This window comes from Mycobacterium sp. (assembly GCF_032159765.1).
Taxonomy (GTDB): Bacteria; Actinomycetota; Actinomycetes; order Mycobacteriales; family Mycobacteriaceae; genus Mycobacterium.
Map to the genome: position 1 here is coordinate 1 of NZ_JAVHWM010000102.1, position 12,612 is coordinate 12,612.

Genomic DNA, 12,612 nt, shown 5'->3' on the forward strand with positions numbered 1-12,612 from the left:
GTCACGTGGTTCCGGCACGGGCCCACACCGAAAGTCACCGCGAATCACCGCGGCGGCAGACGCACGAACGTCCCGATCAACCGTGGGGGCGGCCTGACGTTCAGTTTCGACGACCTCGATCCCGCCGAAGTCGTCGATCTCGATGTGGAGTGGCCTGCCGACGAACTCATCGATGCAACGATCATCGACACCCCGGGTACGTCGTCGCTGAACAGCGACGTGTCAGCGCGCACGCTGCGGCTCCTGGTTCCCGACGACGGAGTGCCCCGAGTAGACGCGGTCGTGTTCCTGCTGCGCACGCTGAACGCCACAGACATCGCGCTTCTCAAGCAGATCGGCGAACTGGTCGGTGGATCGGCCGGCGCGCTGGGAGTGATCGGGGTGGCCTCGAGGGCCGATGAGATCGGCGCCGGGCGCATCGATGCGATGTTGTCGGCGAAAGACGTCGCGAAGCGGTTCACCGACGAGATGTACAAGACGGGCATCTGCCAGGCGGTGGTGCCGGTGTCAGGACTTCTCGCGCTGACCGCACGCACGCTGCGTCAGAGCGAGTTCGCTGCGCTGGAGAAGCTCGCCGGCGTCGACGCGGCCGAGATGGCCAAGGCCATGCTGTCGGCGGATCGCTTTGTGCGCGAAGACAGTTCACTGCCGGTGGACGTCGCCACCCGACGTCAGCTGATGGACCGGTTCGGGATGTTCGGCATCCGCATCTCGATCGCGGTGCTGCGCTCGGGGATCAGCGATTCGGTGGCGCTTGCCGACGAGCTTCTCGAGCGCAGCGGGCTGGTGGCGCTACATGACGTCATCGACCATCAGTTCGCGCAGCGGTCGGACCTGCTCAAGTCGCACACAGCGCTGCTGTCGCTGCGGCGATTCGTTGAGGTCAACCGCATGCCAGCGACCGCCGCGATCATCGCCGACATCGACCCGTTGCTCGCCGATACGCACGCGTTCGAGGAGCTTCGCTTGCTGAGCCAGTTACGTTCGCGGCCAACGACATTGAACGAGTCCGAAGTCGCTTCGTTGCGCCGGATCATCGGCGGGTCCGGTACCGACGCCGCCAGCCGGCTGGGGCTGACTGCTGAAACACCGTACGACGGACCGCGCGCCGCGTTTGCAGCCGCTCAACGCTGGCGCCGGCGCGCCGAGCATCCGCTCAACGACCCGTTCACTGCCCGCGCGTGCCGTGCCGCCGTGCGCAGTGCCGAGGCTCTGGTCGCGCAGTACGCGGCGGCACCCGGTCGCTGACCCAGCGCGGGGTTATTGCGCTACCTTGGCGGCGATCTGGTCGGCGATCTGATTGCCCTCGTTGCTGATGTGGTTGCCGCAGACCGTCCCGTCGATGACCAGGTTAGAAACCGCGCGCAGTACACGCTGACAGGTATAGCTGACGGTACCTTCCAGGGTGTACGACTGCGTGAGATGGGGTGGGCTCCCGACGACTTCGCCGAAAGTGTAGTGCGAAGGTGTTTCGATTGTGATGCTTACGGTTTGACCGCGGCAGGCCTTCCACTTGGGCGCGGAGTTGTTCACAAACGCACGGGCCATGTCGGCCGAGGGGTAAATAGTCGCGGTCTGGATGACGTGGTGCTCGGATGGATCTGTCGGATCAACCAGCAGCTCGAAACTCGTAGCCGAGTATCCGGTGCCCCGATAGACCGCTTCCTGGGCGGGGAGGAACGCTCCGAGGCAGTCCGGGTTTGAGAGGTCATTCGCGGTGGCGCCCATCACGTGCCGAATCGACCCGGAGTGTTCCAGCGTGGTGGAACCCATGATCGTATTGATTTCCTGGGCGGTGAGCAGGACCGCGTCGAGGCGCTCGGGTGTCACGGCGGGAATTGGGGTAGGTGAGGTGGTGTGGTCGGCGGGTGTGGTGGTTGAGGCGACGACAGCGATGATGGTTGCGATGGCCACGAGTGCAGCGGCGGCGACGCCGGCGAAGGCCCATTTATGAGTCGATCGTGCCGGTGGCGCGGTGGTATTGAGACCAGTCAGCAGAGTGCCAACGTCCGTTCTGGTGCTCGAGTTGATGTCGCGGCGGTCGTGCAACCGGCGTAATAGCTCGGCGATGCCGCGGCGGGCGATGGGGTCGGCGCCGTCGGCGTCGAGGCCAGCCTTGAGCTCGGCCAGCAGCAGCGTCTGTTCGCGTGGGTCCAGTTCGGGGCCGTCGACCGTGGCGGCCAGCCGGATCAGGTAGCCGAACGGCAAAGGCGGTTCGGCTGGCAGCGGGTCGGGCAGCGGTGGCGCCTGAGCGGCCAGGGAATGCACCGCGCCGATCAACTCGATGCCGGCCTCAGCGGTGGGCTCTTGGTAGTCGATGATGTGTCGATCGGCCACCGGGTTGGCCCGCATGGTGCCGATCGGGCCGATCTGCATTGGCAGGATCGGTCGGCGCAGCGCTTGGGCATAGGCCAACTCGGCTTGGCAGGGTTTGGAATTCAGCGAGTGCTCCGACAGCGCGAGCGCGAACACCTCGCAGCCGCGGATCTGCTCAAGGACGGCTGCCCACCACATCTCACCGCCAGCGAGTTGTTCATCGATCCATACCTGTAGCCCGTTCCGGCGCAACGTCGCCGCCAGTGTCTCGGCCACAGCCCGATCCTGACTGGAATAGCTGATGAACAGCCTCACTCGGCTCCTCCCGCAGTCCTAGTGCAGTGCTTTGGCGGCGATTTCGTCGGTGATCTGGTTGGCTTCGTCGCTGAGTTGGTAGCCGAGCACGCCCACATCGATGACCAGGTTCGACACTGCGCGCAGCACGCGCCGAAGAGTAGCGCTGCGGTTGACTTCGAGGGTCAATGTCTGAGCGATCTCGGTTGCATCGCCGACGAGGGTCCCGAAGGTGTAACGCTGAGGTTTGTCGTTGTTCATGACAGTCACGGTCTGGCCGCTGCACGCATTCCATTTTGGCCTCGAGGCGCTCAGAAACGCGCTGGCCTGGTCGGCCGACGGGAATCTCGTCACGTTCTGTTCGACTAAGGCTCTTCTGTCCGGTCGCATCATCGTTTGTGCACTCATGGCGGTCCATCCGCTGGTCCGATATACCTCGTTCATGGCGGGGAAGAGCGCTCCGAGGCAGTCAGGGTTCGACAGGGGCGCCGGTGCGGTCTCAAATGCATGGGCGATCGGGCCGGGTTGCAACGGGGTGCCCATGATCGTGTTGATTTCCTGGGCGTTGAGAAGGACCGCGTCGAGGCTCGCCGTTGTTGCGAACGGTCCGGGGGCGGATTGGGTGGTTGTCGCGGTCAATGTGGTTGTCGTGGGGGCGGTCCGTGTGGAGTCCGAACCGGTGACGGCAACGGCCACAACGATCGCGGTCACGGTGGCGAGTGCGGCCGCGGCGCCGGCGATGACCTTCTTGGTGGCCCATCGCGACGTCGTGGGGAACGGGCCGGTGGTGGTGAGGCCGGCCAGTAGCGCGTCGACGTCGGTGCGGGTGCGCCACGTGATGTCGGGGCGCGCGTGCAGGGTGCGCAGCAGGGCGGCGATGTCGCGACGGGCACTCGGGTCGGCGCCGTCGTCATCGAGGCCTGCCTTGATTTCCTCTAACAACAGCGTCTGTGCGCCCGGATCCAGTTCTGGGCCGCTGACCGTGGCCGCCAGCTGCATCAGATAGGCGTAGGGCAGCGGGGGTTCGGGCGGCAGCGGGTCCGGCAGCGTCGGCGACTCGGTGGCGAGGGTTTTTGCCGCGGCGACCAGCGTTATGCCAACCTCAGCGGTGGGCTGTTGGAAGTCGATGATCTGGCGATCGGGCGCCGGGTTGGCGCGCCGGGCGTCGATCGGTCCGATCTGCACCGGCAGGATGGGTCGTCGCAGCGCCTGGGCGTAGGCCAACTCGGCCCGGCAGGGCCTGGAGCTCAGCGAGTGCTCCGACAGCGCCAGCACCAACCCGTCACATCTGCGGATCTGCTCGAGGATGGCCGCCCACCACATCTCACCGCCGCCGAGCTGTTCGTCAATCCACACTTGCAGGTCGGCCCGGCGCAACGCCGCCACCAGTGTTGCAACCGCTGCCTGATCTTGGCTGGAGTAGCTGATGAAGAGCCCCACTCAACGCCTCCCGTAGTACTAATGCGTTGCTTTGGTGGCGATTTGGTCGGCGATCTGGTTGCCTTCGCTGGTGAGGTGATAGCCGCCGGTCATCACGTCGATGACCAGGTTCGACACGACGGACAGTACTCGCTGGAAGAGGGGTGCATCGCCGACGGTAATTGTCAAAGCGATCTTGGTCGCGTCACCCACGAACTCCCCGACAATCCACCGCACCGTGCCATTAGTTGTCACGGTCTGGCCGCTGCAGGACCTCCACTTGTTCGCCGATGTATTGAAGAACGCGCGAGCCTGGTCGGCCGACGGGAAGCTCGTCACTCCCTGTGCGACGCGGCGCCCTGTGCTTGTTTGTGGCGAAACCAGCGGTTGGAAACTCGTGGCGGTCCATCCGCTGCCCCCGTACACCTTTTGTTGGCCAGGGAAGAGCGCTCCGAGGCAATCGGGATGCGATATGTCCACTGCTACGCCATTAAATGAATGACCGATCTCTTCTGGCTGCAAGGTGGCGGCCATGATCGTGTTGATTTCCTGAGCGGTGAGCAGAAGCGCGTCGAGGCTTGCCGGTGTTGCGAACGGGGGGGATGTGGTCGAGGGCGCGGTGGTTGCGGTGGGTGTGGAATCCGAGCCTGTGAGGGCGAAGGCCCCGACGATCGCGATCACGGTGGCAAGTGCGGCGGCCGCGATGCCGCCGACGATCCACTTGTTGATCGATCGTGGTGGCGTGGAAGGACCGCCGAGCAGGGTGTCGATGTCGGTGCGGGTGTGCCAGGTGATGTCGGGGCGCTCGTGCAGGGTGTGCAGCAGAGCGGAGATGTTGCTTCGGGCAGTGGGGTCGGCGCCGTCTTCGTCGAGGCTGGATTTGAGTTCGGCCACCAGCAGCATCTGTTCGCGCGGGTTCAGTTCGGGACCGTTGACGCTGGCGGACAGTCGCGTCAGGTACGCGTAAGGCATCGGTGGTTCGGCCGGCAGCGGGTCGGGCAGCGGCGGCGCCTGTTCGGCCAGGGTGTGCACCACGGACATGAGCTCGGTGCCGGTGTCGGCGGTGGGCTTTTGGTAGTCGATGAACTGCCGCTCGGCCAGCGGGTTGACCCGCATGCTGTTCACTGGGGCGATCTGTACCGGCAGGATCGGTCGGCGCAGCGAGCGGGCGTAGGCCAGCTCGGCCTGACACGGTCTGGAGCTCAGCGAGTGATTTGACAGCGCGACGACGAACACGTCGCAGTCGCGGATCTGCTCGAGGGTGGTGGCCCACCAGGTGTCGCCGCCGCCCAGCTGTTCATCGAGCCACACGGGCTGGCGGGTGCGCCGCAGCGCCGCCGCGAGCGTGTCGACCGCCTGCCGGTCCTGACTGGAATAGCTGACAAACAACCCCACGCCACGCCTCCCACTGGCCCAGCGGCCGGCTAACATAACCTACGCTCAATCAGAGAACTTTCGCCGAGGAATGACCCACGTTCGCGACGACGTCGAGCAAACTTTCTAAGCAGACTTGCCGCATGATCGGCCTGCGGGTGACCTCGATCTCCGGTGGCCTCGCCGGCTCTGATTGCCGGGGTGGCGACCGTACGGGTCGACGTCGTAGTCGCGGGCCAGCATCTGCGCTGGCGCCGGCGCGCCGAGCATCCGCCCAACGACCCGTTCACTGCCCGCGCGTGCCGTGCCGCCGTGCGTAGTGCCGAGGCTCTGGTCGCGCAGTACGCGGCGACACCCGGTCGCTGACCTCGGGTGCGCCCTGAGGGTCAGGAGCCGGCGGGTGACGCCTTGACCGTCGGGGACGCCACCATGTTCGGCGTGCGCGTGATGTTGAACGACTCCTTCGGCGGGGTCGACGTCGCTTCCGCGGCCGGCGGCGCTTCGGTCGCGCTGGCCTGCGGCGCCGCAGAAGCCGCCGTCGGAGCCGGGGCGGCTGGAGCAGCCGTGTTCGTCGCAGGAGCCGCGGGAGCCGCGGTCGGCCGGTAGGTCGGCTTCGGCGCGGCCGCCACCGGCGCCCGGGGCGGGGCAGCTGGGGGTGGCGCAGCGCTGGCCAACGGCGGGCTGGGCGGCGCCGACGGCGGGCTGGGGGAAGCCGACGGCGGCGACGGAGCCGATTGCTCCGGCGGAGCTGCCGCCGGCTGCGAGCTCGCTGCCTGTTTGGCGCTGTCGGCTTCGTGCGCATGCTGTGCCAGCAGCAGTACTCCCGCCGTGAGGATCGCGAGCACGCCGAGGCTGATCGCGCCGATCGCCGCTCTACCGGGCGTGGACGCGATCCATGTGGCGGATTCTGGGCGCGGTTCATCGCTTACGGTCATCAGCGGATAGTACGACCGTTTGCTTTTGCCCGCGATTTATGAGGAAAGCAATGCTCAGGGGCTTTGCGGGCAATCCTGCGTCAGCCGGGCGCTGTGATCAGCCTCGTCGGGCCGCACCGGGCTCGCGCCGGAGGATTCGAGAACCCATGCCGACTCGCGGCCGTCGGGCCCGGTCAACGCCCCGGTCATCAACGCCTGATCGATCGGCGCGCGCACCCGGTCTTCGTCATCTGCGTAGGCCGCGAACAGAATTCGCAGTGCCACGGCATCGCCCTCATCAGTCGCCGAGGTGTGGTGCGGGGCCAACGGCCACCGCGGCGGACCAGCGCGTCGTGCGCGAACGCGCGGCGAATCACGGGGGTGGTGGCTGGACGGTCACGGTGCTCGTGCTCGTCGAGGTGCTCGTGCTGGTGCTCGTCGAGGTGCTGGTACTAGTGCTGGTATCCGTTGACGGCGACGTCGTGGTGGTCGGCGAAGAGCTCGTCGTGGTGGTCGTGGTCTCTGTGGTGGTGGATGTCGAGGGCGACGTCGTTGTGGTTGTGCTGGACCGCGATGTGGAGGGAATCGGGCTGATCGGCCCGCTGGTGTTGGAGTTCGATCCGCCGAAGATCAGGAAGATGACGGTCGCGAAGAGGAACCCGCCGATCGCGCCGTACATCACCAGCGCCCATCTCCTGAGGTACCACGGCGTGACCGGCGCGCCGGGCGGCTGGCCGATGTCGATCAACTCTGTCGGTTGCTCGTCAGGATCGGGTGGCGGGACGTAGCTGGACACGGGCGTGATGGTAGCCGCCGAGAATGCTCAGCGGTGCGGCTGTGCCGGCCGCGGCTCCGGCCGCACGCTGATCGGCGAGCGGGTGACCGGGGTCCGCGTCACCCCGATCTCGGGCGGTTTGGCCGGGGCCTGTTCGCGCGGTGTGACCGGCACCGGCGCGACAGCGATGGCCTCGGTCGGACTCGGTGGGGGCGGCGGCGGACTGGGCGGGGGTGTCGCGACAATTGCCGACGTCGTCGTGGGCGACGACGAAGACGACGGGATCGCGATCGTCGGCTCGACTTTCGATCGGCCGCGGGCGTCGCGGGAGACCAGGAGTACGGCCGCCACGATGATCGCGACCACCGCGACTGCGATCGCACCCATCGCCAGCATCGCCGGCGTCGCGCGATACCACGGCTCGGGCGTGGGCCGATGTGCGCGGAAAGGAAAAGGCGGGTCGTCGTAGTCGTCGAACCCGGCATTCTCTTCGGCCTCGCCGAGGTCCTCCCACAGGTAGTCGAAGTCGCCCGGCGGCTCGGTTGCCGCCATTCAGGGATGGTACGGCCCTTTGCCCTCGCTAGCGGCTCAAGGTAGCCCGGGTATTTGCCCCGGGGTTGCCCGGAACCCGGTGCTCGTCGTCGTACTCGGGCGCCGAGTGGTCGGTGGCGGCGGTGGCCTAGTTGTGGTGGTGGTGGTTTCGGTGGTCGTCGTCTCGGACGTCGTGGTGGTCGGGGTCGTGGTCGTGGTGGTGGTTGTCGTCGTCGTGGGTGTTCGCGAGGTTGGGGTGCTCGTCGTCAACACCGACTCGTAGCTGCGACCCGGGCGGGTGGAGTGGTCGGCCGTCTGGACGACGGCATACACCAGCGCGATGACGGCCGCGACCCCCAGCACACCGGCCGCACCGATCGCGGCCGTGGTCTGATACCAGGGCTGGTCGGCGGGGGTTTCATCGTCGGGGTCATCGTTCACTGAGCCAGCATCGTCGCATATCCGGCGGCGAGCCCCCGCAGTTGCGCACCCCCGTCCCCGCTGAACGACGAGCCGTGCATCACTGCCAATGTGGTGGGCTCCAGCTCGGCAAGACGATGCAGCGTCGGAACCAGGGATGGTGTCAGGCCGGTCGCGTGGAAGATCTCCTCGGCAACCACCGCGGGCTCCACGAGATCGGTATTGACGAGGGCCGGCGGGTTGCCGACGTGGGTGAACAGATCTCCCGCGAGCAGGGTGCGGGTTTCCTCGTCGTACCAGATGCCGGCCTCCCAGTTATGCGGGATGTGCGGGGTGCCGATGAACCGCAGTCGGTGCCCACCGGTGTCGTGGACGTCGTCTTCACTTGCGACCACAGGCAGCCGATCGCAGATGTCGGTCAGCGAGAGCATGCAGGCCAGAGGCCCGTGGATCACCTCGGCGTGAGGTGCCGCGGCCAGCATCTGATTGACGGCGCCACATTCGTCAGCCTCGAGGTGCCCGAAGGAGATCCACCGCAGTGTCTCCAGCGGTATCAGCCGGGCGATCGCCTCTGAGACGACCGGAAACAGCTGCCGCATCCCGGTATGGAAGAGGAACGGCTCCTCTCCGGTGAGCAGGAACTGGTTGAACGTGAACCCCTCGGCGGTGATGCCGGGGTTCCAGGTCGAGAGCCGGAAGATGTTCGGGGCGACCTCGTCGATTGTCGTTTCCATCGGGCTACTCTCCTCTCGGCGACGATTGCTGCGCAGCCTTTTTCAGCCTGCCGGCCTCCTCGACGAGCACGCCGGTCATCACCTCGTCGAGCGCGCGCGCAAACATATACGACTGGGCCGACATACCGACCTGCCTGAGCCGGTCGACGGTGTCGGCCAGTTCACGCCACCTGGTCGACGGCATCCCCGCGTCGATGAACGGCCGCCACACCTCGTCGCGTGCGGATTCGAGCAGCAGCGCCGCGATCGCTCGATGGTGATCGTGGGCCTTGGCCAAGGTCGCCACGAATGCGGGGGCCGGCACTCCGGCCGACTCCACGGCTTCGATGAACGCCAGAGCCGCCGCGTCCACCAGGTAGCCCTCGGCCGCCGGTTCGGCCAGACCAGCCTCCTCGAGATGGCCTGCGATGCCGTCGCCGAACCTCGCAGCCAGCTCGGCTCCGGTGCGCTTGACGCGCTCGGCGTCGGCGAACGGAGCGAGCGCACCGGCAGCAAGGGCACGCACGTCGGCCTCGACGTCCATGTCCGGCATCGCCAGCACGCGCCTGATCAGATCGAGCGGAAATCCTTGTGCCCGTAGCTCTTTGACGCGGTTGATGCGAGCCAAGTGATCCTCGGTGTAGATGCCGACGCGGCCGCGTCGCAGCGGTGGCGGGATCAGGCCGTACGTCTGCCACTGACGAATGTTGCGTCCGGTCATCCCGCAGCGTTGCGCCAGCTGGTCGATCGTCAATTCCATCGTGGTCATCCTGGAGATTGAGTATTGCATATCGGACTGTTACGTTTTCTTACGTAACGGTTGACGGGAGTGCCATGACCCTGAAGAGCGACGTTCGGCTCGCGAGGAAGTACGGCCCCATCGTGGTGAAGTCGCTGGCGTCCAACATCGCTGATCTGGCGCAGTCGAAGGTCGCCCGCAGGCCCGTTCCGCCCGGCGTGCAGCTGACTGACTTCAACCCGTTCGATCCGGCGACCGCCGCCGACCCTTATCCCCGGTATCGGGAACTGCTCGCCAGCGGTCCGGTGCACTACAACCCGAAGTGGGGAATGTTCATCCTCAGCCGCTACGCCGACGTGCGCGCCGCCACCCGCGCCGACGACATTCTCTCCAGTGCCGAGGGGGTGACGCTCGGCCGTTTCGAGTTGCCGGTGCTTCTCATGACCGACCGCCCGGCGCACACGCGAATGCGCAAGCAGGTTCAGCCCGGATTCACCCGCGGATCGCTCGAGTCCTGGCGCCCAATGGTGGACACGCTTGCGTGCGAAATGGTTTCGGAGCTGATCGCGCGGCCGGGCGCCGACCTCGTCAGCACGCTGGCGGGGCCAATGCCAATGCGGATGATCACACACATCATGGGCGTGCCCACCGAGGACGAGTCGGCGTTCCGGCGGTGGTCCAACGAAACGGTGCACGTCGCGAACATCAACTTGTCCCGCCAAGGCCTCATGCAGTTGGTGCCCGCGCTCAGCGGGTTCCGCCACCTGCATGCGTTCTTCACCGACCGGCTGGATGCGGGGGAGATGCTGAGCGCCGACACCATGCTCGGCGGGTTGGTCCAGCACGCAGACACCGGGGAATTCAGCAGCGATGAGCTGTTCTTCTTCGCTGTGCTCCTGCTACTCGCAGGCAACGAGACCACGACCAACCTGCTCAGCACCTTGTTCCTGACTCTGGCCCAGCGCCCCGATCAGCTTGCGCTGCTGCGGGATCGGCCCGACCTCATCGGATCGGCGATCGAGGAACAGCTGCGCTACGGTTCGCCGATCCAGAGCTTCTTCCGGACGGCTCGCGCGGACTATTTCGTGGGCGATGCGACGATCCCGGCCGGCGCGCGTGTGTTGCTGATCTGGGGCGCCGCCAACCGGGATTCCCGGGAGTACGACGACCCGGACACCTACCGCGCCGACCGCAATCCGGTGGGCCACCTCGCATTCGGGTCCGGAATCCACCTCTGCCTCGGCGCACCGCTGGCCCGCATGGAGGCGCAGGCGGTGTTGCGGGAAATCGTCGCCAACGTGGACCGCATCGAGGTCACCGGCGCTCCGGTGTGGTCGAGGAACCCGAATCTGCGTGGCTTGAAACGACTTAACGTGCGTCTGACGCCGCGGGCCGGCTAGCTGTAGTCGAGCTTGGGGTACCAGTCCGTTCCCCGCCCTTCGGGCGTGGTGTCGAGAATGATCCACAGCGGGTTCATGTCGGGTGCGTTATGCGGATCCTGGCCGGGATCGGCAATCTCGAATCCGCCTTCGGTGGTGTAAAAGTGCCTGATGGGTCCGCCGGCGCGGGTAAACACCGTGTAACTGGCCATGTCGGCATCCTCGGCACTGACGTAGTCGCGGGTGAACTCGCCGCTGGGGTCCGAGTACAGCTTCAAATTCTTCCAGCCGCGCTGCGCCGCGAAATCCACGATGCGCTCGATTGGCGAGCGGGCGACCATCGCGAACGCAACGCGTTGCTCGATGTTGGGCGCCTCGCCGTCCCAGGAACTCATCTGAGCCGTACACATCGGGCAGGCCTGCTCACGATCTGGCCCGTACATGAAGCTGTAGACGACCAGAGTGTCTTTGTCGCCGAACAGGTCAGCAAGACCTACCGGGCCTTGCGGGCTATCGAAGCGGTAGTCCGCTGCCACCTGGCCGCCCGGGGGAAGCGATCGCCGTTGCTCCGCGACCCGAGCGAGGTGGCGGCGCAGCTCGATTTCCTCGGCGAGCAGAGCAGTGCGCGCCCGACGGTATTCGTCGGTCTCGTTGGGGAAGTGTGCCGGGTTCTTGTTGGCCAACTCAATTGCCGGTACCAGAGTCGGATCGGTAGCCATATTTTTCCTTTCGACAAAGAACAGACCTCTGTCGCGGTACAAAATCATCGGCGATGACTGGGGTAACCCGAATCTGTGTGGGCTGAAACAACTTAAGGTGCGGCTAACGCCGACGGGTTAGCCGCGCCCACGCGATCTGGCAGGCTTCTCACAGCTGATTCCTCTACTATTCCTGGAAGTTTACTGCGGCCCGTTCGAGCCAGGGGAGCTGCATTGTTTCGCAGGTTGGGGTCGGCCGTGGTGGCCGAAGTTCGCTGGGCCTTCACGGCGCCGCGATACTGGTTGTCGGGCGTCGTCGTCAACTTCTTCCTGGCCCTGATGTGGCTCCTCGTTCAACCACTGCACCAGCATCGTCATCAGGATTGGGTGGTCCTGGTGGGCACGTATTTCTCGTCGTTCATCCTCTCCGACGTCACCACCACCAATCTGCTTGGCGTCGACCACATTCGGGTGGGCAAGGCGCTCGGCAACGGGGTTCCCCTCTGGCGCATTCTGCTGGTGAAGAATCTCGCGCTGCTGGTGATCGTCGGGCTGCCCACATTGTTGGTCGCTGCCGGGTTGACGCTGTGGCTGGAGCATCCGGGGCGCCTTGCCGTCACGATTCCCAACGTCGCGGTCCCGATTGTGTCGTGGCTCGGCGTGGGGAATCTGGTGTCGGTCCTTCTCCCGGTCGCGACGGTGCCGCTGATTTATCGCTGGCGCGAGCGCCGACGGATCGGCATCACGAGTGTGTGGGTCTCGCACCTCGTCCTGCCGTACGCGCTCTACTACATCGCGGATCCAACTGGCGGCATCGAGCACAAGTTTCTGTGGCGCGAGGTTCCCGCCGCCATCGGCCCGATCCTGGGCCGCGAAAGCCGCGGGGCCATCCACATCGGCATCGCGTTCGGGGTGTGGGTCGTCGGCACTGCGTTGGCAGTATTCATCGTCTCGCGCCGCGGACTGCACGTCATCTACCCCGATGCGGACGGTGGCCGGAGGCGACTGCCGGAGAAAGTCGACGCGGCGAACGCCTGACG

Annotated in this window: 14 protein-coding genes and 1 pseudogene; 5 read left to right on the forward strand and 10 right to left on the reverse strand. The window is 66.1% G+C overall.

Going from position 1 to position 12,612, the window contains the following annotated elements; all coding sequences use genetic code 11:
• A partial coding sequence (locus QOH60_RS11315; protein ID WP_526420219.1) for a P-loop NTPase family protein occupies positions 1 to 1,248 on the forward strand: 1,248 nt, incomplete at its 5' end.
• Positions 1,249 to 1,260: 12 nt separating this feature from the next.
• Here the strand turns inward: QOH60_RS11315 and QOH60_RS11320 are convergent.
• Genes QOH60_RS11320 through QOH60_RS11330 form a run of 3 tightly spaced genes read right to left on the reverse strand, consistent with a single transcriptional unit; the run spans position 1,261 to position 5,424 of the window.
• Positions 1,261 to 2,631 (reverse strand): sensor domain-containing protein, encoded by a 1,371-nt coding sequence (locus QOH60_RS11320; RefSeq protein WP_526420221.1) that lies wholly within the window; start codon positions 2,629 to 2,631, stop codon positions 1,261 to 1,263.
• 18 nt (positions 2,632 to 2,649) lie between these two features.
• Positions 2,650 to 4,050: a sensor domain-containing protein gene (locus QOH60_RS11325; RefSeq protein WP_526420223.1), complete on the reverse strand. Its 1,401-nt coding sequence runs from the start codon at positions 4,048 to 4,050 to the stop codon at positions 2,650 to 2,652.
• A gap of 18 nt (positions 4,051 to 4,068) precedes the next feature.
• On the reverse strand, positions 4,069 to 5,424 hold the full coding sequence (locus QOH60_RS11330) for a sensor domain-containing protein (RefSeq protein WP_526420225.1): 1,356 nt from the start codon (positions 5,422 to 5,424) through the stop codon (positions 4,069 to 4,071).
• Between the two features lie 204 nt (positions 5,425 to 5,628).
• Here QOH60_RS11330 and QOH60_RS11335 point away from each other — a divergent pair.
• A pseudogene (locus QOH60_RS11335) lies at positions 5,629 to 5,769 on the forward strand (hypothetical protein); the annotation flags it as partial.
• 20 nt (positions 5,770 to 5,789) lie between these two features.
• Here QOH60_RS11335 and QOH60_RS11340 read toward each other — a convergent pair.
• On the reverse strand, positions 5,790 to 6,338 hold the full coding sequence (locus tag QOH60_RS11340; protein ID WP_526420227.1) for a hypothetical protein: 549 nt from the start codon (positions 6,336 to 6,338) through the stop codon (positions 5,790 to 5,792).
• 54 nt (positions 6,339 to 6,392) lie between these two features.
• Entirely contained in the window at positions 6,393 to 6,602 is a 210-nt protein-coding gene (locus tag QOH60_RS11345) for a hypothetical protein (RefSeq protein WP_526420229.1), read from the reverse strand.
• A gap of 68 nt (positions 6,603 to 6,670) precedes the next feature.
• Between QOH60_RS11345 and QOH60_RS11350 the strand changes: the two genes are divergently transcribed.
• Positions 6,671 to 7,105: a hypothetical protein gene (locus QOH60_RS11350; protein WP_526420231.1), complete on the forward strand. Its 435-nt coding sequence runs from the start codon at positions 6,671 to 6,673 to the stop codon at positions 7,103 to 7,105.
• A 35-nt stretch (positions 7,106 to 7,140) separates the two neighbouring features.
• On the opposite strand, the gene QOH60_RS11355 is transcribed toward QOH60_RS11350, so the two are convergent.
• From QOH60_RS11355 to QOH60_RS11370, 4 genes are read right to left on the reverse strand one after another with little or no spacing between them, the layout of a single operon-like run.
• Positions 7,141 to 7,644 (reverse strand): hypothetical protein, encoded by a 504-nt coding sequence (locus tag QOH60_RS11355; RefSeq protein ID WP_526420233.1) that lies wholly within the window; start codon positions 7,642 to 7,644, stop codon positions 7,141 to 7,143.
• Between the two features lie 36 nt (positions 7,645 to 7,680).
• Positions 7,681 to 8,064 carry a hypothetical protein gene (locus QOH60_RS11360; RefSeq protein ID WP_526420235.1) on the reverse strand — a complete coding sequence of 128 codons (384 nt, stop codon included), beginning with the start codon at positions 8,062 to 8,064 and terminating at the stop codon, positions 7,681 to 7,683.
• The gene (locus QOH60_RS11365) at positions 8,061 to 8,777 is read right to left on the reverse strand and encodes an oxygen-binding di-iron domain-containing protein (protein ID WP_526420237.1); all 717 of its coding nucleotides are present in this window, start codon (positions 8,775 to 8,777) and stop codon (positions 8,061 to 8,063) included. The genes QOH60_RS11360 and QOH60_RS11365 overlap by 4 nt, the downstream gene beginning before the upstream one ends.
• A 4-nt stretch (positions 8,778 to 8,781) precedes the next feature.
• A complete protein-coding gene (locus QOH60_RS11370; RefSeq protein WP_526420239.1) occupies positions 8,782 to 9,525 on the reverse strand; it encodes a MerR family transcriptional regulator in 744 nt (247 codons plus the stop codon).
• A 65-nt stretch (positions 9,526 to 9,590) separates the two neighbouring features.
• On the opposite strand from QOH60_RS11370, the gene QOH60_RS11375 reads away from it, so the two are divergent.
• Positions 9,591 to 10,895, forward strand: coding sequence for a cytochrome P450 (locus QOH60_RS11375; protein WP_526420241.1), 1,305 nt, complete (start codon positions 9,591 to 9,593; stop codon positions 10,893 to 10,895).
• On the opposite strand, the gene QOH60_RS11380 is transcribed toward QOH60_RS11375, so the two are convergent.
• Positions 10,892 to 11,593 carry a DUF899 family protein gene (locus tag QOH60_RS11380; RefSeq protein ID WP_526420243.1) on the reverse strand — a complete coding sequence of 234 codons (702 nt, stop codon included), beginning with the start codon at positions 11,591 to 11,593 and terminating at the stop codon, positions 10,892 to 10,894. The two genes, QOH60_RS11375 and QOH60_RS11380, sit on opposite strands and share 4 nt — an antisense overlap.
• 183 nt (positions 11,594 to 11,776) lie before the next feature.
• Here QOH60_RS11380 and QOH60_RS11385 point away from each other — a divergent pair, with 183 nt between their 5' ends.
• Positions 11,777 to 12,610, forward strand: a complete 834-nt coding sequence (locus QOH60_RS11385; RefSeq protein WP_526420312.1) for a hypothetical protein — start codon at positions 11,777 to 11,779, stop codon at positions 12,608 to 12,610.
• Positions 12,611 to 12,612 lie beyond the last annotated feature (2 nt).

Bases quoted from the DNA above. Each gene is read 5' to 3' on its own strand.
- QOH60_RS11340 (WP_526420227.1), bottom strand. From the start codon at position 6,338: ATGACCGTAAGCGATGAACCGCGCCCAGAATCCGCCACATGGATCGCG.
- QOH60_RS11355 (WP_526420233.1), bottom strand. From the start codon at position 7,644: ATGGCGGCAACCGAGCCGCCGGGCGACTTCGACTACCTGTGGGAGGAC.
- QOH60_RS11365 (WP_526420237.1), bottom strand. From the start codon at position 8,777: ATGGAAACGACAATCGACGAGGTCGCCCCGAACATCTTCCGGCTCTCG.
- QOH60_RS11370 (WP_526420239.1), bottom strand. From the start codon at position 9,525: ATGACCACGATGGAATTGACGATCGACCAGCTGGCGCAACGCTGCGGG.
- QOH60_RS11375 (WP_526420241.1), top strand. From the start codon at position 9,591: ATGACCCTGAAGAGCGACGTTCGGCTCGCGAGGAAGTACGGCCCCATC.
- QOH60_RS11380 (WP_526420243.1), bottom strand. From the start codon at position 11,593: ATGGCTACCGATCCGACTCTGGTACCGGCAATTGAGTTGGCCAACAAG.